This is a genomic window from Bradyrhizobium sp. HKCCYLS2038, from assembly GCF_051167655.1.
Taxonomy (GTDB): domain Bacteria; phylum Pseudomonadota; class Alphaproteobacteria; order Rhizobiales; family Xanthobacteraceae; genus Bradyrhizobium.
This window is the reverse complement of the sequence record NZ_JBNPTM010000005.1, coordinates 50,609-66,975: the sequence shown is the minus strand read 5'-3', so window position 1 is coordinate 66,975 and position 16,367 is coordinate 50,609. Positions and strand designations below refer to the sequence as shown.

Annotated in this window: 22 protein-coding genes; 14 read left to right on the top strand and 8 right to left on the bottom strand. The window is 63.3% G+C overall.

Annotated elements, in window-relative coordinates; genetic code table 11:
* Positions 1-339 precede the first annotated feature (339 nt).
* From ACQR1I_RS22295 to ACQR1I_RS22285, 3 genes are all read right to left on the bottom strand, one after another.
* Positions 340-675, bottom strand: coding sequence for a hypothetical protein (locus ACQR1I_RS22295; RefSeq protein ID WP_434871073.1), 336 nt, complete (start codon positions 673-675; stop codon positions 340-342).
* A 339-nt stretch (positions 676-1,014) separates the two neighbouring features.
* The gene (locus ACQR1I_RS22290) at positions 1,015-2,145 is read right to left on the bottom strand and encodes a sterol desaturase family protein (RefSeq protein ID WP_434871072.1); all 1,131 of its coding nucleotides are present in this window, start codon (positions 2,143-2,145) and stop codon (positions 1,015-1,017) included.
* Between the two features lie 164 nt (positions 2,146-2,309).
* Positions 2,310-2,789, bottom strand: coding sequence for a GNAT family N-acetyltransferase (locus ACQR1I_RS22285; protein WP_434871071.1), 480 nt, complete (start codon positions 2,787-2,789; stop codon positions 2,310-2,312).
* Between the two features lie 220 nt (positions 2,790-3,009).
* On the opposite strand from ACQR1I_RS22285, the gene ACQR1I_RS22280 reads away from it, so the two are divergent.
* The 7 genes from ACQR1I_RS22280 to ACQR1I_RS22250 all read left to right on the top strand — a co-directional run bounded on the left by ACQR1I_RS22280 (position 3,010) and on the right by ACQR1I_RS22250 (position 7,745).
* Positions 3,010-3,207: a hypothetical protein gene (locus tag ACQR1I_RS22280; protein WP_434871070.1), complete on the top strand. Its 198-nt coding sequence runs from the start codon at positions 3,010-3,012 to the stop codon at positions 3,205-3,207.
* A 418-nt stretch (positions 3,208-3,625) separates the two neighbouring features.
* Positions 3,626-3,922, top strand: coding sequence for a hypothetical protein (locus tag ACQR1I_RS22275; RefSeq protein WP_434871069.1), 297 nt, complete (start codon positions 3,626-3,628; stop codon positions 3,920-3,922).
* Between the two features lie 166 nt (positions 3,923-4,088).
* The gene (locus ACQR1I_RS22270; RefSeq protein WP_434871068.1) at positions 4,089-4,970 is read left to right on the top strand and encodes a hypothetical protein; all 882 of its coding nucleotides are present in this window, start codon (positions 4,089-4,091) and stop codon (positions 4,968-4,970) included.
* Between the two features lie 97 nt (positions 4,971-5,067).
* Positions 5,068-5,355 carry a hypothetical protein gene (locus tag ACQR1I_RS22265; RefSeq protein WP_434871067.1) on the top strand — a complete coding sequence of 96 codons (288 nt, stop codon included), beginning with the start codon at positions 5,068-5,070 and terminating at the stop codon, positions 5,353-5,355.
* A gap of 101 nt (positions 5,356-5,456) precedes the next feature.
* A protein-coding gene (locus ACQR1I_RS22260) for an IS3 family transposase (RefSeq protein WP_434888840.1) occupies positions 5,457-6,646 on the top strand; the annotation gives its coding sequence in 2 pieces (ribosomal slippage) (positions 5,457-5,706 and positions 5,706-6,646; 1,191 coding nt in all).
* Positions 6,647-6,932: 286 nt separating this feature from the next.
* Complete coding sequence (locus ACQR1I_RS22255) at positions 6,933-7,292, top strand: hypothetical protein (RefSeq protein WP_434871027.1); 360 nt, start codon at positions 6,933-6,935, stop codon at positions 7,290-7,292.
* Positions 7,293-7,409: 117 nt separating this feature from the next.
* Positions 7,410-7,745 carry a barstar family protein gene (locus ACQR1I_RS22250; protein WP_434871026.1) on the top strand — a complete coding sequence of 112 codons (336 nt, stop codon included), beginning with the start codon at positions 7,410-7,412 and terminating at the stop codon, positions 7,743-7,745.
* Positions 7,746-8,036: 291 nt separating this feature from the next.
* On the opposite strand, the gene ACQR1I_RS22245 is transcribed toward ACQR1I_RS22250, so the two are convergent.
* Positions 8,037-8,177 (bottom strand): hypothetical protein, encoded by a 141-nt coding sequence (locus ACQR1I_RS22245; protein ID WP_434871025.1) that lies wholly within the window; start codon positions 8,175-8,177, stop codon positions 8,037-8,039.
* 622 nt (positions 8,178-8,799) lie between these two features.
* Here ACQR1I_RS22245 and ACQR1I_RS22240 point away from each other — a divergent pair.
* A complete protein-coding gene (locus ACQR1I_RS22240; RefSeq protein WP_434871024.1) occupies positions 8,800-9,189 on the top strand; it encodes a DUF1236 domain-containing protein in 390 nt (129 codons plus the stop codon).
* Positions 9,190-9,454: 265 nt separating this feature from the next.
* Here the strand turns inward: ACQR1I_RS22240 and ACQR1I_RS22235 are convergent, their stop codons facing one another.
* The 3 genes from ACQR1I_RS22235 to ACQR1I_RS22225 form a co-directional block, all read right to left on the bottom strand.
* The gene (locus ACQR1I_RS22235; protein ID WP_434871023.1) at positions 9,455-9,808 is read right to left on the bottom strand and encodes a VanZ family protein; all 354 of its coding nucleotides are present in this window, start codon (positions 9,806-9,808) and stop codon (positions 9,455-9,457) included.
* Between the two features lie 93 nt (positions 9,809-9,901).
* On the bottom strand, positions 9,902-10,501 hold the full coding sequence (locus tag ACQR1I_RS22230; protein WP_434871022.1) for a thiamine pyrophosphate-dependent enzyme: 600 nt from the start codon (positions 10,499-10,501) through the stop codon (positions 9,902-9,904).
* Positions 10,498-11,049, bottom strand: coding sequence for a thiamine pyrophosphate-binding protein (locus ACQR1I_RS22225; RefSeq protein ID WP_434871021.1), 552 nt, complete (start codon positions 11,047-11,049; stop codon positions 10,498-10,500). The genes ACQR1I_RS22230 and ACQR1I_RS22225 overlap by 4 nt, the downstream gene beginning before the upstream one ends.
* A 144-nt stretch (positions 11,050-11,193) precedes the next feature.
* Between ACQR1I_RS22225 and ACQR1I_RS22220 the strand changes: the two genes are divergently transcribed.
* The 6 genes from ACQR1I_RS22220 (at position 11,194) to ACQR1I_RS22195 (ending at position 15,331) form a co-directional block, all read left to right on the top strand.
* The gene (locus ACQR1I_RS22220; protein WP_434871020.1) at positions 11,194-12,243 is read left to right on the top strand and encodes a hydroxyacid dehydrogenase; all 1,050 of its coding nucleotides are present in this window, start codon (positions 11,194-11,196) and stop codon (positions 12,241-12,243) included.
* A gap of 157 nt (positions 12,244-12,400) precedes the next feature.
* On the top strand, positions 12,401-12,556 hold the full coding sequence (locus ACQR1I_RS22215; RefSeq protein WP_434871019.1) for a hypothetical protein: 156 nt from the start codon (positions 12,401-12,403) through the stop codon (positions 12,554-12,556).
* Positions 12,557-12,672: 116 nt separating this feature from the next.
* A complete protein-coding gene (locus ACQR1I_RS22210) occupies positions 12,673-12,885 on the top strand; it encodes a hypothetical protein (protein ID WP_434871018.1) in 213 nt (70 codons plus the stop codon).
* Between the two features lie 81 nt (positions 12,886-12,966).
* Positions 12,967-14,022, top strand: coding sequence for a nicotinate-nucleotide--dimethylbenzimidazole phosphoribosyltransferase (gene cobT, locus ACQR1I_RS22205; protein WP_434871017.1), 1,056 nt, complete (start codon positions 12,967-12,969; stop codon positions 14,020-14,022).
* The gene (locus ACQR1I_RS22200; RefSeq protein WP_434871016.1) at positions 14,022-14,615 is read left to right on the top strand and encodes a histidine phosphatase family protein; all 594 of its coding nucleotides are present in this window, start codon (positions 14,022-14,024) and stop codon (positions 14,613-14,615) included. The genes cobT and ACQR1I_RS22200 overlap by 1 nt, the downstream gene beginning before the upstream one ends.
* Positions 14,612-15,331, top strand: coding sequence for an adenosylcobinamide-GDP ribazoletransferase (locus tag ACQR1I_RS22195; protein ID WP_434871015.1), 720 nt, complete (start codon positions 14,612-14,614; stop codon positions 15,329-15,331). Before ACQR1I_RS22200 ends, ACQR1I_RS22195 begins: the two co-directional genes overlap by 4 nt.
* Here the strand turns inward: ACQR1I_RS22195 and cobD are convergent.
* Complete coding sequence (cobD, locus tag ACQR1I_RS22190) at positions 15,328-16,359, bottom strand: threonine-phosphate decarboxylase CobD (RefSeq protein ID WP_434871014.1); 1,032 nt, start codon at positions 16,357-16,359, stop codon at positions 15,328-15,330. The two genes, ACQR1I_RS22195 and cobD, sit on opposite strands and share 4 nt — an antisense overlap.
* Positions 16,360-16,367 lie beyond the last annotated feature (8 nt).

The window sequence follows — 16,367 nt, the reverse complement described above, 5'->3', positions numbered from 1 at the left end:
TGCCCGTTCCTTTCGGCGCTGACATGAGAGAAGCTGACATGGGAAACGGAGACAGTGCGTCGCAATATCCACATGCAATGGAGGTCGCGCGAGGACCCGCTCGGGCCGACCCGGGGTCCCGACGGGCGATGGCTGCGCGCCGCTAGGCGCTGGCTAAGCTGGAAATCTCCGGACCTGAAAGCCGGTCTCGTTTTGCCTAAGGATCATGTGCAACAGTGTTTTGCTCGACGCCCAGCGCTTACCCGCGGCGGCGATATGAACGCCAGGCCGAAGCGGGGCCGGATCTTGAGCTGGCGAAAGCGGCCTCCGGACCAGAAATGGCGCGCGCCAGTTCGATCGTTATCGGAAGAACCCCCAAAGTCGAACGACAACCGCGTCGCCGCTTTCGCTGCCGTTTGTCACCACGAACGGCGTCGAGAAGGCAACTCCGGTGCTGAAGGTCCGCTCGACATTGGTGGTCGTCTGCCCGACGAAGCTCCAGCGATTTGTCGTTCCTCCGCTGGGGGGAATATCCTGCGTCAGCGAGACCTCCAACAAGATCGCCGTACCATGGACGGACAGCCGCTGGATGGAGATATCGGTTATGACGAACGTCTTGCCGGCGGGGATCGAGAACGCGGTGTCATGACCGTCCGGGTGGACGATGTTTGGGGTGCTAGTTCCGCCCTTCGCCACGGTCGTCTCGAGTTGGACGGGGCGTCTCCCCAGGACTGGGGGCTTCTTGACGGGACTTACCAAGACATCCCTCCATGGCACCGCAATCCCCGTACCGCACGGCATGCGCCGCGCCCCAACTCGTTCTGAAGCTCCGGCCGTGTGAAGTTGGGACGCATCGCTGCACCTCCAAGGGGTCCTCGCAGCATGCACATCGAAGCGCGAGAGCACCTTGCTCTGGATCAAAACGAAATGTTTCTCGGAGGTCTGCGAGCGGGCAGGGCATGCTCGCACCCGATTTCCCTCTGTGACAGCAAACGCGCTGCGACTCTCGTGCCGTCAACTGCGGAACGCGCCGCGTCATGGCTTCCGATGTTCGAGGAATTCCTGCACCGGCCCGACGAAGGGGTGCATGAACTGGCCAAGCATGCCACCGGGAATCGGCTTCACCGTGCCGTAGTTGACAGGCCAGCGGTCCTTGGGCAGGTGCCAGGTTCCGCCCAGCATATCGAACAGCGGCGTGTGTGCCGCGTAGTTCTTGTCGAGGGCCTCGGCGTCCGACGCATGGTGCCAGTGATGGAATTGCGGCGTGACGATCACGTAGCGCAGCCAGCCGACATCCATCTTGATGTTCGAATGGATCAGCACCGATTGCACGGAGATGAAGATGAGATAGGCGAAGATCGTGTCCTGCGGGAAGCCGAGCAGGACGATCGGCACGAGCACCAGGGCGCGCGTGGCCAATGGCTCGAAGAAATGCAGGCGCGATCCCGAGAGCCAGTCCATGTGCTCGGGCGAATGATGGACCGCATGGATGCGCCACAACCACGGCACCTCGTGATAGGCGCGGTGGGCGACGTATTCGACGGCATCGGCCGCCAGGATCACCAGCACGAAGCGGACGATCGCCGGCAGCGCCACGACATGCGCCTGCAGTGACGGGCTGATCGCCCAGTTGAAATAGTCATGGGCAACATGTGTCGAGACCACCAGGAAGACGCCGATCAGCAGGTGGTTGACGCCGAAATAGGCGAGATCGAGCTTCCAGCCGGGGCTGAGCGGCCCTTGCTCCGGCCGCACCCGTGGGAAGACCCATTCGAGCAGCACGAAGGCGGCGCCGGTGAAGAAGAGATCGAGCACCAGCCAGTCGAGGCCGAGATAGACGCGCGGCTGGAGAAAATCCGGTGTCGGCACGTAGGGCCCGCCCAGCAGCGTGGCGAGGAAGAGCATGCTGAGACCGATTGCCGCCTGCACCCGCGGGCCGCCAAGCACGATCCCGACCACGCCGAGCCAGGCACCGACGACCATGGCGATCGCAAGCGTGAGGCGGAGCAGCTCGACGTCGTAATGGACGCGCAGCTCAGGCGTCGTGAGAAAAGCGGGGTAGCGCAGGCATAGCACCGCCGCGACGCTGAGCACGCCGATCGCGGCACAGAGCGAACTGCCGATGCGCCCTTCGCCGATACGCGGCCTCGAACTTCCTTGAGCCATCGACGGCCTCCCAGACGGTCCCAGGCGCGTCAGCCCAGGCGCGCGAGAGTTTTTCTCAAATCCAACGGCTAGGGTACTTAGATGCCGGACAAGAGTTAAGATTCCTGGAAGTCAGGGTCTGATTCCGGTCAGAAGCGGCGAGACAATGCGCCAATGATCCTGCCTCAGGCCTTGGATGGGATGACGTACAGGAGGGAGGGCAAGATGGTTTCTGGTGAGAAGTAAAACGGTCCTTCCCCGATCCTAATGGCCCCCATTCGCTCATAGAAGCCCTCCGCTGTAGGTTCGGCAGTGATAAATAGGGCTCCGGCTTTCATCAGCTTTGCGCGAACGATAGCTGCGCCGAAAAGAACGCGACCGACCCCTCGCTTCCAATTTGTCGGGTCGACATAAAGGCCGTGGAGCTGCGCAATTCCTTGAAGAGACGTTGGCGTCACCGCAACGACGCCGACTGTTTTGCCGGCTCCGTCTTCTGCCACTTGCACAAATTTCGCACTAATCAACGGCACCGTAATTGTAAGCGCAGGCATGGTTCGATCAATGAACGCCTCGTCGTGTCCCGCGTGCATTGTCGCTTGGATACAGAGGCGCGTTAATTCACGTTGCTCATCGAGCCTGGCCTCTCGAACTGTGAATATTTCCATTTGATATGTTTCCGTTCTCTTGACGCAATCGGACCAGATTTGGGAACGCCAAGGGAAGTCAGCAATGGATCACAAGCGGGCCTGCGCTACGCCGAGCACCTCCTTCCGGTTGAGCCAAATTGCAGACACCGTCGCGATCCGGCTGTGGGTCCGGAACGGGCCATCAGGGGACATTGCAGGTTTGGCCTGATATTGAAGGAGGCCGCCCACCGAGGCGGCCTTGGAGAAGAACTACATGCGCATAATCGCAATTTGGGTTTTGGGCCTCGTCGGATGCTTCTTCCTCGGCAGCATTCTCGGGCTTCTGTGCAGCACCCTCTATCCAGAGCCGCGCACTCTCATGCCAGTGACGGTGATCTGGGGCTCGGTCGGCGCGATGTGCTTGTTCGCCAGCCTGCGGCTTTGGTTCGCAAAGTAGGCCACTGCGTATTTCAAATTAGGCCACTTCGATCCGAGACAGGCCAGTACCAACATGTTCATGAGAACCGAGCGACAAATCAAGCCGAGAAGCGAACAGGCCCGAATGTCCGTCTGGGTCACAACCAGACCTCGGTTGTCGGGCGGCTTACTTCCGGTTGCATCTCGACAAGTAGACCTGCTTCGCCCCGACCGGGAGGTCCGGAACGGCGAATTACGGACGTGACAGGGCCGCGCGACCGGGCCCTGAATGGCCCCGGAGGCTGCCGACTTGCGGCGCTGCATCAAGTCGGCAACCATCCGAGGTACGCCAGCCGTGATACTAGTTCGTTCGGGGCGGCAGTACGTGACCCATTGAAGACGTCGCATGGTTCGGTAAATCTGAGGCTCGGAGATATCTTACGACCAACGGAGTGAGAATGAATTTCGTTGCCGTCATCGCTGAATACGGGATTGTCATCCGTCGGCGCGCCTTGACCGAAAGGGGCGTATCGTATCAGGCCGTACTTGATGCCCTTGAGACGGATAAGCCGCACGGTGCTGATGAGGAGCTACTCTCTTTTGGTCCAAGCTTCGGTCCAGAGGCACTCGCATCTCTGACGCGGAGGCTCATCGATCTGGGCCTCGTCTATTTCGATGACTTCTTCGAGTTCGCCAGCGACGTCCCGCGGTGGTGCAAGTTTGCCGTGGCGTTCGTGGCGACTAAGTCAACGTGAACCAGCGCACTGGATGTCTGCTGTTGGACCATAGCGGAAATTGCACCGCGATTCTAAGGTGCAGCGCCGGTCATGACAGGCCGACGAATACAGAACATGCAAACACCATCATATGTTGAGCAGTCACATCGCAATGCATGCCCGGCGTCTGCGATTGGGATGGACCATGAATCGAGTTTTCGTCGCCATACTCTTGTTTGCATCGTCACCCATTTGTCTGGCCGGTTCAACGCCGCCATCAACAATCAATGCCCCGTTCATTGAAACTTACAAGAGGAGCGGTAAGGAGCTGATCTACTTGGCCGTCGTTCATCACTCGTCGTTGAAGTACCCGAATGCCATGAGCGACCCGACGTTCAAGACCATTGCACAGATTTTCGCGCAAACTCCACCGGATGCTGTGGTCGTCGAGGGAGTCGAACCTCAAGACTTGAGCAGCTTTCTTCAATTTGCGAGAAGTTGCGCGGCTGCAAACTTCAACCTGTCTGAAAAAATCTGCAATGAGCCTCCATTTGCTGCCGACCTTGCGACAAGCATAGGCGCCGTGGTGTACGGGGGGGAGCCGCAAGGGGTTTCAGTGTTGGCTCATTTTGAGAAGCATGGATACACCGCTCAGGATGTTCTTGCCTACTACGTCATGCGAATGGTTCCTGTGCAAAACAAACACGCGCCATTGACGCCAGAAACGTTTGCTGCCTTCGAGCAGAAAGTCACTCGGGATGCGCGAAGGAAACTTGGAATCTCCGAGCCCTTTTCGCCCGAGGATTTTCTCGCTTGGTTTGTGAAGAACAAGCCTGGTCCCGAGAATTATCTGACAATCACAGCCAACGACACAGGACCAGGAGCTCCCGGGCAGAAGCCGACCTTGTTGAATACTCTGACGAGAATCAATTTGGCTTTGCGCGACGAAAGTGTCGTCAAAACAATTCAGCAGGCACTTGAAAAGCACAATCGAGTTCTGGTGGTTTACGGATCGGCCCATCTCGTTCTTGAATGGGATCAGTTGGAACAACTTATGGGAACGCCGACATGGAGCAAGCCGTTCTGAGGTTGGGCCCGTGTAAGCCGGGTCGAGTTCATCGTCCTTGCGTTAGGGTTTGGGAGGGGCGCTGTATTGCAATCAGCTCGAGGCCGATCCGGGCATCGTGATCAATCGCACCGGCAACGAAACCATGTCCGACGCCAATTCGGGTGCAGGTGCTGATGGACGTAACAACCTTCAACGCGTCAAGATCGAGTGTTCCCTTGACAACCCTTTCGACCCGAGCATCCATCACAGCCAGCCGGCCGTATCTCTGAGAACTGATATCGGCCTCTATGCCGACGATCGTCACCTCTACGATGACGGGCGCATCGACCTCCTCAGGGATATGGTCAAAGAGCACGCCAGTCTGTGCGCTCGCCACCGCACAGGCCTCTGCCCGGTCGAATAAAAAACAACCCGCAATCAAGTAAAGGGCGCCCAGCCCTGTTGACCTTGCCCCTCGGGCTTAATCCAGTTTGAAGTTCGTTCTGGCCCAACGAGGACCAGAGCATGAAGCGCAGCCGCTTTACGGAAGAGCAGATCATCGGGATTTTGAAGGCGCACGAGGCTGGTGTTCCGGTCGCCGATCTGTGCCGCAAGCATGGCGTGAGCGACGCCAGCATTTACAAGTGGAAGGCCAAGTTCGGCGGAATGGACGTCTCGGAGGCCAAGCGGCTGAAGACGCTGGAGGACGAGAACACGCGGCTCAAGCGGCTGCTGGCGGACGCCATGCTGGACAATGCCGCGCTGAAGGATCTCCTGGGAAAGAAGTGGTGACGCCCGCGGCGAAGCGGAAAGCTGTCGCACATCTCGTGGGCGTTCACGGGATGAGCGAACGGCGGGCGTGTAAAGCCATCGGCTGTTGCCGGATGACGGTCAGATATCAGACGAGCCGTGCCGACGATGCCGGGCTGCGGCAGCGCATGAGGGCGATCGCCCACGAGCGCCGCCGCTTCGGCTATCGGCGCCTGCACGTCCTGCTCAAGCGGGAGGGCTACCTGATCAACCACAAGAGGCTGTTCCGGCTGTACCGGGAGGAACGACTCACGGTGCGCCGCAGAGGTGGCCGCAAGCGCGCGATCGGGACCCGAGCGCCGATGACGGTGCCAGTGCTCGCGAATGATCGCTGGTCGCTCGACTTCGTGTCGGATCAGATGACCGATGGCCGGCGCTTCCGCATCCTGACCGTGGTCGACGACTGCACCCGCGAGTGCTTGGCGCTGGTGGCCGACACCTCAATCTCGGGCGCCCGGGTCGCTCGGGAGCTGGACCGGCTGGTCGCCGAGCGTGGCAAGCCCAGGATGGTGGTGAGCGACAACGGCAGCGAGTTCACGAGCAATGCCATCCTGGCATGGACCGATCAGAGCCGTGTCGCCTGGCACTACATCGCGCCGGGCAAACCCATGCAGAACGCCTTCATCGAGAGCTTCAACGGCCGCTTGCGGGATGAACTGCTGAACGAGACGCTGTTCACCTCGCTCGCCCAGACCCGCGTCGCGCTCCGATGCTGGCGGGCCGACTACAATGATGAACGACCACACTCGCAGCTCGGGTGGAAAACGCCGTCCGAGTTCGCGGCCACCTGCAATCCGCGTCGGGATCTGGCGCTGCGCTATGTCGAAAGCTCCGCGCCAGCCCCCGCCGCTAACACAGCCCGGATGGGCACATCCAACCGCCCGAACGAACTGAGACCTGGATAAAACTTGGGGGCAAGGTCACTGTCATCTTCAATGTACGCATGTTCGCACCCTGATCGCTATCTCAACACGATGCCAAGACTTCTCAAGGTCAGCAATGGGTCAATAGCGGATATCGCCACGCGCGGCCGCAAATGCAGGCTTTGGGCCAACAAGAGACTTCCGGATTTATGTATCCTAATATCACGCCCCGGTGTTCGTTTAACCGTGAGACGCTGAGTTCATGGCATTTTTCCCGGACCTTTCACCCTATGCATATGGGCACGGTGCCGATCCAGGAGTGGTTCACGTGGGTTGGCTGGATGGCACCCACCCATTTCCAAAAGGCGCAGTCGATACTCGAATAATTGAGCGAATCAAACTCTTGGCCAGGAAGCCGGTTGAGCTTTATCGGGGATATCACCTCTGCGAACTGTGCACAGCGCCTCCCGATATCGAAAAAACATTCATGCCTCACAACGACAGGATTATTGATCCGAACTGCGCGTGGGCTCGATGGGCCAATGAACGCCGCAGCAATGGCGAAATAAGAGTGCGTTTGGGAAATGTTACTTTTGCTGCGCCAGTTCTCATTGCCCACTACATAGAAGAACACGGATATTTGCCGCCTTCTGATTTTCTCGCGGCGATCGAGGCAACAGCTTGCTGACCTTCTGATGCCGACTTCCGCTTTGGGTCATAAGCGGAAGTTGGCGCAATAGCCCGAAAAGTGGCAAGATCACATGATCGCTCCCGGCGTGACGGGAACTTTGTAGGCACTTGGTGCATGGAAAACGCACGCGTCGAAATGATGATAACCAGCATAGAGCTCGATGCTAGCAGTTGGAAAACAGCCTCCGATTTTCAATCAGCGTTCAAGGCTGCAATAGCGGCTCCCGAATGGCATGGGGACATGGCGGGCGCTTTCCTGGATTCAATTTTCGGCGGGGGTATGAACGTGCTCAAGCCTCCATTCGTCATTAGAGTCGTAAATGCCGCAGGGCTTGCCCCAGAGCTTAAGGAGCTGATCCACGACCTTTCCTCAACGATGCAAGCAACACGCCTGCGTCGGCTCAGCAGAACAGGCGAGGACGTTGCTGCCAGTCTTGAATTCGCAAACTGAGCCGGCTCGCGGAACGTCAGCTTTATCGCGGCACGTCGGCTTCGGGTCACAACCAGACCTCCGAGCGTTGGACAAGACACGTTCGGTTGCTCCTCGAGAGCAGACATCCTCAGCGCAGATCCGGAGTGTCCGGACCGGGCCAACAGCGGATACGGCTGCGCGTCGATAGTGTCCGAGATCGGCATCGGCGATGGCCCTGCGGTCTCGAGGGAGGCGGATCACCCGGCGGCCTCGCAAGGGCGACTGGGGCGATTGGTCCCGAGTTTGCGCCGCGCCTGCTCGTCGGGCAAATCAGCAGTGGTCGATCCTGCGCGTGCCGGCGGCATTCGCCTGCGGCAACGTTGCGGTAGGCCGCATCGGCAAAAACGAATTCTCGAACTGGATCAAGCCGATGCTGCGCTCGTCGATATCGAGCGAAAAAATGTCTTTCATATTTTCCGAAATCATGCATCATGTGCCCATCCTGCCTCGATGAGAGGGACGTTGCGCGCGATCGTCACGACACGTGGGGCAGGGATGCGGTGGCCGTGGGGTGTCGCAGCATGCTCAGTGCATGTGGACGAACGACGCCTTGCGGACGTGAAGTCGTGTGGTCCTGGCCTTCCGGTGCCGAGGTCAAGTTCGCGACGAGGGCTTTCGCCCTCGCGTGAGGCGACGGGGTCAATCAGCCGGTCCCCGGGGAGAGCACGAAGGAAGCGTTAAGACCGCCGCGCAGGGAATGCCGGTTGATCGGCTTTGCCTGTGGTACCTGCCGCCTGCATTTTTTTGAGCAGGCGGGCCATGGGTGGGGCCTTCACCCGGCATTCCCTGCGCCCTCTCGTTTATTGGAGGGCAGGTTCATCCGCACGACTTCGGGCGTGATCCGCCGCGAGGCCGCAGACGCGCGCGTGGCTGTTTGAGACGTGGAGAGCTATGGAGCGGTTAGCGTCATCTCCGCGTGAGACACGCGGGATTTCGTTCCCCTGGGCATCATGAAGTTTCGGCCATCTGGAACCGGAACCGCAATCGATCCTCGTTGTTGATCGGCATCTCTAAACACACTGGAGGAGAGATGATGAGGACCCGTCTTGCCGTTTCGCTGATCGCCACCTCGCTGCTGGCATCGACCGCCGCGTTTGCCCAGTCCACCACCGTCGAAGGTGCCGCCAATGGCGCGGCGGCGGGCGAGGCTGTCGCCGGTCCGGTCGGCGCCATGGTCGGTGGCACGGTCGGCGCGGCCGTTGGCGCTGCGGTGGAGATCCCGAACGCGGTGATCACTTCGATCGACGCCGAGCGTGCGCCGTCGGTCGTCGTGCGTGAGCGCGTCGTGGTCGGCGAGCCGCTGCCGGATACGGTCGAGCTGCGCCCGGTGCCGCGCTACACCGAGTATCGCTACGCGGTCGTGAACGATCGCCGCGTGATCGTCGATCCGCGTACGCGACGCGTGATCAAGATCATCGAGTGATCTGACGTCATCACCGCTGAAGGCCTCGCTGCGTCGGCGGCGGGGCCTTTCGCATATTCAGCTGCAAAAAAAAATCTGGCAATTAGTTACTCCGTCATGCCCGGGCTTGTCCCGGGCATCCACGTGGTTCTCAGCAGGCTGAAAGACGTGGATGGCCGGGACAAGCCCGGCCATGACGGGGGGACGGGCGAACTTACCAGTCCGATCGTCAAATGGGGTAGCCCTGGCGTCAGTGGCGGGGCCCTTCGCGCGTCAGGTGGTCTCGTCAGGTGGCTTGGGGACGAAGCTGCCGTGCCAGCCAGTCGAACAAGGCCGCAAGGCCGAAGCCGATGCAGGCCGCTGCGGCATCGACGATGAAGTCCTCCAGCCGCGCGTGCCGTCCGGGTGCCCAGAATTGCGCCACTTCGAGCGCGCCGATCAGGATCACCGCGACCGCCGTCGTGAGCAGCCGCTGGCTGCGGTACGCCAAGCCGAAGGCCAGGCCGATCAGGATGAAGGCCAGCGCGTGCTCGCCATCCTGTCCGAGCGGGGAATGCGGGCGGTAGTTCGGCGGCCCGAGGGTTGCGAACGCAACGGCGGCCGCGAGCAGCCAGGCCGAGAGACGGAGTGCGAGTTTCATGGCTGCTGCATAGCATGATCCGGGCCAGCCGCCGGGCTCACAGCTGCTTGAGCCCCAAGCTTAGTTAACGCGCGCCAGCCGCGCCAGCGCACGTCAGATCGGCTGCCGAACGCCGAGCCCTTGCATGAAGCGCTCGCGGATCTGCGCCGGATCGCGCCTGGTGGCGCCGACGCCGGGCTTGTCGTCGATCCGCGCAGCGATCAGCACCGGGCCATCGGCCTGCAATGCGCCATCGACCAGCCGTTCGAAATCCTCCTCGTCCGCCGCCCAATGGCTGGCCGCGATGCCGCAGCCCAAGGCAATGGCCACGATGTCGGCGTGGCGCGCCGGCGTCGGCTGGCTGCCGGTGATCTGGTAGATGCCATTGTCCATCACGATGATGGCCAGATTCTTCGGCGCCAGCGTCGCAATCGTGGTCAGGCATCCCAGCTGCATCAGCAGCGAGCCGTCGCCTTCGAGCGCAAACACACGACGCTGCGGCTGCGCAAGGGCGACGCCGAGCGCGATCGGGCAGGCCAGCCCCATGCTGCCGAGCATGTAGAAATTCTGCGGCCGCTGGCCTGCCGCCCACAGGTCGAAATTGGTGTTGCCGATGCCGCCGATCACGGCTTCCTCATGGGCGAGCTTGCCGACCAGCCGGCAGGTGAGGTCGAAGCGGTTCATGACCTTGGTGTTGCTGAGGGCAGCGCTCATGCGAACACCTTGCCGCCGGTGAGGAGGGGCGAGAGGATCAGCGCGACGGGGGCCTGCGTGGCGATCGCCTGCTTGATCGAGCGGTCGACGATGAATGCGAGCTCGTCGAGGCGGGTCATGGTGTGATGCTCCACGGCCAGCGCATCGAGCACCGGCCGCATCGTCCGGCACACCAGCGACTGGCCATAGTTGAACTCGCCGAGCGTGCCGCGTTCCGACACCAGCATGATCAGCGGGATCTGGCAGGGCACGACCAGGGACGCCAGCACATTCGGCAGGGTCGCAAAGCCCGAGGTCTGCATCAGCAGCGCGCCGCGCCGGCCGCCCATCCAGGCGCCGGCGAGAATGCCGACGGCTTCCTCCTCGCGCGCGGTGGCGAAGGTGGTGAAGAACGGGTCGGCGTGCAGGGCCTGGATCAGCGGGGTGAGGACGCGGTCGGGAACATAGGGGACGAGGTCGATCTGATTGCGCTTGAAGCCCTGCAGCACGATCTCGGGCCAGCCGGGCGGCGCTGATGCTGAGCGTGCCGCATCGGATTCGGCGGTCATTCCATGGCTCCGGGTCTCGCTGGGCGTCCTGTCCGGCCCGAGCTTGACGGGCCCCGAACGATTGTCAACATGCCGGCCCGGCCGGTCAGGCATCCGCCTCGCAAGTCCGAAGACAACACTCAACACCCGGGAGGTCGCCCGTTCATGGTCGCAAACTCGAAGCGCGTGTTCTACGTCAAATACCTGGCCCACCCGATCTTCAGCGAGCTGCTCGCGGCCCGGCCCGACGTCCGGCTGGACCGGCTCGAGAATGACAGCGCGGAGGCGGACACGGCGGCCATCCTGGCGACGGCGCACGCCTACCAGATCGGCGCCGCCCGCGACGAGCTCGCGACCCGCTTCCATGCCGACGCCGACCTGCTGCGCCGTGCGCCGAACCTGCTGATCGTCTCCAGCAACGGCGCCGGCTACGACCCGGTCGACGTCGAGGCCTGCACGAGGGCCGGCGTGCTGGTCGTCAACCAGTCCGGCGGCAATGCCCATTCGGTCGCCGAGCACACGCTCGGCATGATGCTGACCCTGTCGAAGCGGATCATCCAGTCGGACCGACGGCTGCGCCGGGAGCGCGACGTCAACCGCAACGACCTGATCGGCAACGAGGTGCAGGGCCGCATTGTCGGCATCGTCGGGCTCGGCAATGTCGGCCGCCGCGTCGCCGAGCTGTGCCGCGGCCTGCTGGGCATGACGGTGCTGGCCTACGACCCGTATCTCTCCGCCGAGGAGATTCGCGCGCGGGGGGCGGAGAAGGTGGAGCTGCAGGATTTGATGCAGCGATCCGACTTCGTGTCGATCAACTGCCCGTTGACCAGGGAGAGCAGGGGCATGATCGGGGAAAGGGAGTTCGCGCTGATGCAGCCTAGCGCCTATTTCGTCACCACCGCCCGCGGCTTCATCCACGACGAGGATGCGCTGCTGGCGGCGCTCCGTGAAAAGCGCATCGCCGGGGCCGGGCTCGACGTCTGGTCCAAGGAGCCGCCGCCGCCGGACCATCCGCTGCTGCAATTAGACAACGTGCTGGCCAGTCCGCATACGGCCGGCGTCACCCGGGAGGCGCGCCAGAACATGGGCCGGATCGCCGCCGAGCAGCTCCTGGGGGCGCTCGACGGCATCAGGCCGCCGCGGCTGATCAACCCGGAAGCCTGGCCGCGCTACAGCGCCCGGTTCCGCGACGCCTTCGGAGTGCCGCCGGGCTAGGCGGGGAGGCAGAAAGTGGGGGAGAAGATTTCATCCGTCGAAAGCTGCAACGCAGCAATAAATCTTCTCTCGACCGCAGCCTCGGCGAAGCGATCATTGCTATTTTCGAGTCCGTCTCGACAGTCCTGCGGAGGCTGATCATTTTCCATGATGCGCCATGAGCTTAGTCACGAGTTTTCGCTCGGCGCAGAAGGGAACTGGTCCGATGCGCCGGCTGAACTTGATCCTGAAGTCGACCCATGGTCGCGTGCGGCGCGCCGTCTCAACCTTCGTGGCAATTGCCGCGGCGAGCCTTCCCTCGGTCGGCGCCTGAGGGCGGTTCCACTGCTGCATCAAATATTTGCGGCGTCGGCTTGATATCGGTCAACAGCCGCGGCTGAGCCGAGGTAACATGGACTTCAACGACTGCTGCAACAGCAGGGAGGTCCCATGTCGCGCTATGTCATCCACTTCATGAAGGACGTGCTGGGCGAGAACGGCCGCCAGTGCGAAATCTGCCAGAGCACGCTGGAAGTTGAGGCCGAGACCGAAGGCGAAGCAGCAGAAATCGCCAAGCAGGAATTCTGCAAGACGCAGAATTTGCGCGATTGGTCCCTGCACGCCGACCGCATGCAGGTCAAGGCGGCCGACTTCCCGTCCTGAACTGATCGTACGGGAGCGCTTGTCATCGGCGGAACGCGGTGGCAATCGGAGCGTCCCCGTTGCTTCCACGAGAGACCTTGCGTGCTTCCCGACTGGATTTCCCTCGATTGCCCGCTGCCGTCCGAGCCCCATCGGCAGGCGGCGCTCGACCGGCAGGCGCAGCTGACCAAGCCGCTCGGCGCGCTCGGGCGGCTGGAGCAGGTGGCGGTCGAACTGGCGGCGCTGCAGGCCGCGGACCGGCCTGCGGCCGATCGCGTCCCGGTCGTGCTGTTCGCCGGTGATCACGGCATCGCGGCTCAAGGCGTCTCGGCCTATCCGCCCGAAGTCACCGTGCAGATGCTGCACAATTTTGCCGGCGGCGGCGCGGCGATCTCGGTGCTGTCGCGCAGCCTGGGATGCCCTCTCGAAGTGGTCGACGTCGGCACGCTGGCGAACGATCCCGTTCCCGGCGTCGTGGCCGACAAGCCGCGGCGAGGCACGCGCGACTTCAGCCGCGAACCGGCGCTGACGGCTGAAGAAGTTGCATTCGCCTGTGAAGCCGGTCGGCGCGCCGTCGCGCGGCAGTCCGATCGGGCACCCGACCTGATCATCTTCGGCGAGATGGGCATCGGCAACACGACATCAGCCGCGGCCATCGCCGCGGCGTTGCTGTCGTGTGCGCCCGCCGACATCGTCGGCAGCGGCACGGGTCTCGACGCCGAGGGGCGGGCGAGAAAGGCGGCCGTCATCGCCGCCGCTCTGACGCGACACGGCCTGACCTCCGGGGCGGCCGTGCCGGATATCCTCGCCGCCGTCGGCGGTCTCGAGATCATCGCCCTAGGCGGCGCGATCATCGCTGCTGCGCAACGGCGCTGGCCGGTGCTGATCGACGGCTTCATCGTCTCGGTCGCGGCGCTGGTCGCCGTCAGGCTCAATCCGTCGTGCCGGCCCTGGCTGCTGTTCTCGCACTGCTCGGCCGAGCGCGGCCATGCCATGGTGCTCGAGGCGCTCGATGCGCATCCTCTGATCGATCTCGATCTGCGCCTCGGCGAGGCCTCCGGCGCCGCCACCGCGCTCCCTATCATCCGGCTGGCCTGCGCGCTCCACAACGGCATGGCCACCTTCGCGGAGGCCGCCGTGTCCGGACGCGACGGCTGATGCGGATCGATCTGCTGCGGCACGGCACGACCGGACGAGACGGCCATCTGGATGGCCGCACCGACCCGCCGCTCAACGAGCAGGGCTGGCAGCAATTCAGGCGGCAAACCCAAAGCCGCATCTGGTCGTCGGTCGTGAGCTCGCCATTGGCGCGCGCGCGGGCGGCGGCGGAGAATTACGCCGCGCAGGCCGGCAGCGCGCTCGACATCGACGCGGATTGGAGCGAGCTCGACTTCGGCCAGTGGGACGGTCGCAAGCGCAGTGATGTCTCGGCTGAATCGGGAGGGGCCGCCTTGCTCGAGGCGTTCTACGCGGATCCCGCGATCGCTGCGCCTGACGGTGAGAGCTGGGCCGACCTACTGATGCGGGTGGCGTGCGGGGCCGATCGCATCCTCGCGCGACCGGACGCGAGTCCGGTTCTGGTGGTGACCCATGGCGGTGCCATGCGCGCCGCACTGTCGCATCTGCTCGGCTGGCCGTTGCGCCAACTCTGGAGCCTGCGCATCCATCCGGGAACCCGGATCACGCTCGAAGCCGGACGAAGCGAAGGTGGCGTGCCCTGGGGCGAGATCGTCGAGATCATCCAGCCATGACCATGCGAGAATTCTGGATCGCCTTGCAGTTCCTGACCCGGCTGCCGACGCCGCGGATTGCGGACACGAGGCCGGACGATCTCGCGCGGGCATCGGTGTGGTTTCCGGCCGCCGGCCTGGTGATCGGAGCGTGCCTGGCGGTGATCGCGTGGCTGCTGCAGGGGGCTGATCCTTGGATCATCGCGTTGGCCGTGCTCGTCGGCTGGATCTGGATCACAGGCGCGCTGCATCTCGATGGGCTCGGTGACGTCGCCGACGCGTTCGGCGCTGCGCATGGCAAGCCGGAGCGGTTCATCGCGGTGCTCGGCGATCCCCATGCCGGCAGCTTCGCCGTCGTCGCGATCGGCCTGCAGATCGCCGCCAAGCTGGTGCTGCTCGCCGAGCTGGCGACCGGCCCGACAGCCTGGGCGCTGCTGCTCATCCCGGCCTGGGCGCGCTGGGGAACGTTGATCTGTAACAAGACGCTGCTGTCCCTGAAGCCCGGGCTGGGCGCCAGCATCGCCAACAGCGTCGGCTGGAACGTGATCTTCGCCTGGGGTGGCGTGCTCGCACTCGGAGCGCTCGCCGGCGCCGTTCCGACGCTGCTTGCGATCGTGCTGATCCCGGCGATCGCGTTCTATTGGCAATTTCGGCTCGGCGGCATCACCGGCGATTGCCACGGGGCCAGCATCGAGGTGACGGAAACGCTGATGCTTGCCGCCTGCGTGCTCGCCTAAGCCACGTCACCCAGCGCTACCGCAAGACGTTGCCAATCGGGCTCTTCCCCGGGCAGGCCGAATCGCAGCCAGCTCGGTTGCGCCGGAAAACGCCGGACGTGGATGCCGTGGCGGGCAAGCCGTTCCGCGATGTCAGCCGCGTTCGATGATGCGATCAGCCGGAACAGCGGCGTCCCGCCAATCACACGGCAGCCGGCTTGGTCGAGAAGCGCGTCCATTCGCAGGCAGTCTCTCGCCAGCCTGGCGCGCGTCTGCTGCAGCCAGTCGTCATCGGCCAGCGCCGCGGTTCCGATGGCGAGTGAGGGTCCCGACACCGCCCATGGTCCAAGCTCGTCGCGAAGCCGCCGCGCGATCGCAGTGGAGCTGATCGCAAAGCCCAGCCGTATGCCGGCGAGACCGTAGACCTTTCCGAACGAGCGCAGCACGATCGTCCCGGGGGGGAGATCGACCGCGAGACTCGCATCGGCGGGATAGAGGTCCATGAAGGCTTCGTCGACGATCAGCAGACCGTCGCGCCGGCGCAGCCCCGCTGCCAGGCCGACGAGCGCATCACGTGGCAGCAGGCGGCCGGTCGGGTTGTTGGGGGTCACGACCACTGCAACCTCGGCATCCGCGAGGGCGTCGAACTCTTCGACCAGATCGACGCGATGACCGCAGCGGCGCCAGCACAGCGCATGCTCCTCATAAGTCGGCGTCAGCACCGCAACCGACGAGCGCGGCCGCAGCCGCGGCAGCAGCTGCAACAGGGCCTGGGTACCCGGTGCGGCCACGATGTTGTCGGACGCGCCGACACCATAGCGCGCCGCGGCGGCCGCGTTCAGCGCTTCTTCTTCCGAGTGCGCCGGCAAACGTTCCCAAACTGAAGGAGGGATCGTCGGAAGCGGGTAGGGCGTCGGGTTGATTCCGGTCGACAGATCGAGCCACGGCCGTGGCGCATCCGGGTAGCGACGGCTGATCGCATCGAGATCGCCGCCGTGAAGGATTGCTTCCGGCCGGTCCGCGCGCGTGCTAGTCGCTGTATCGTCCATGTCTGTCC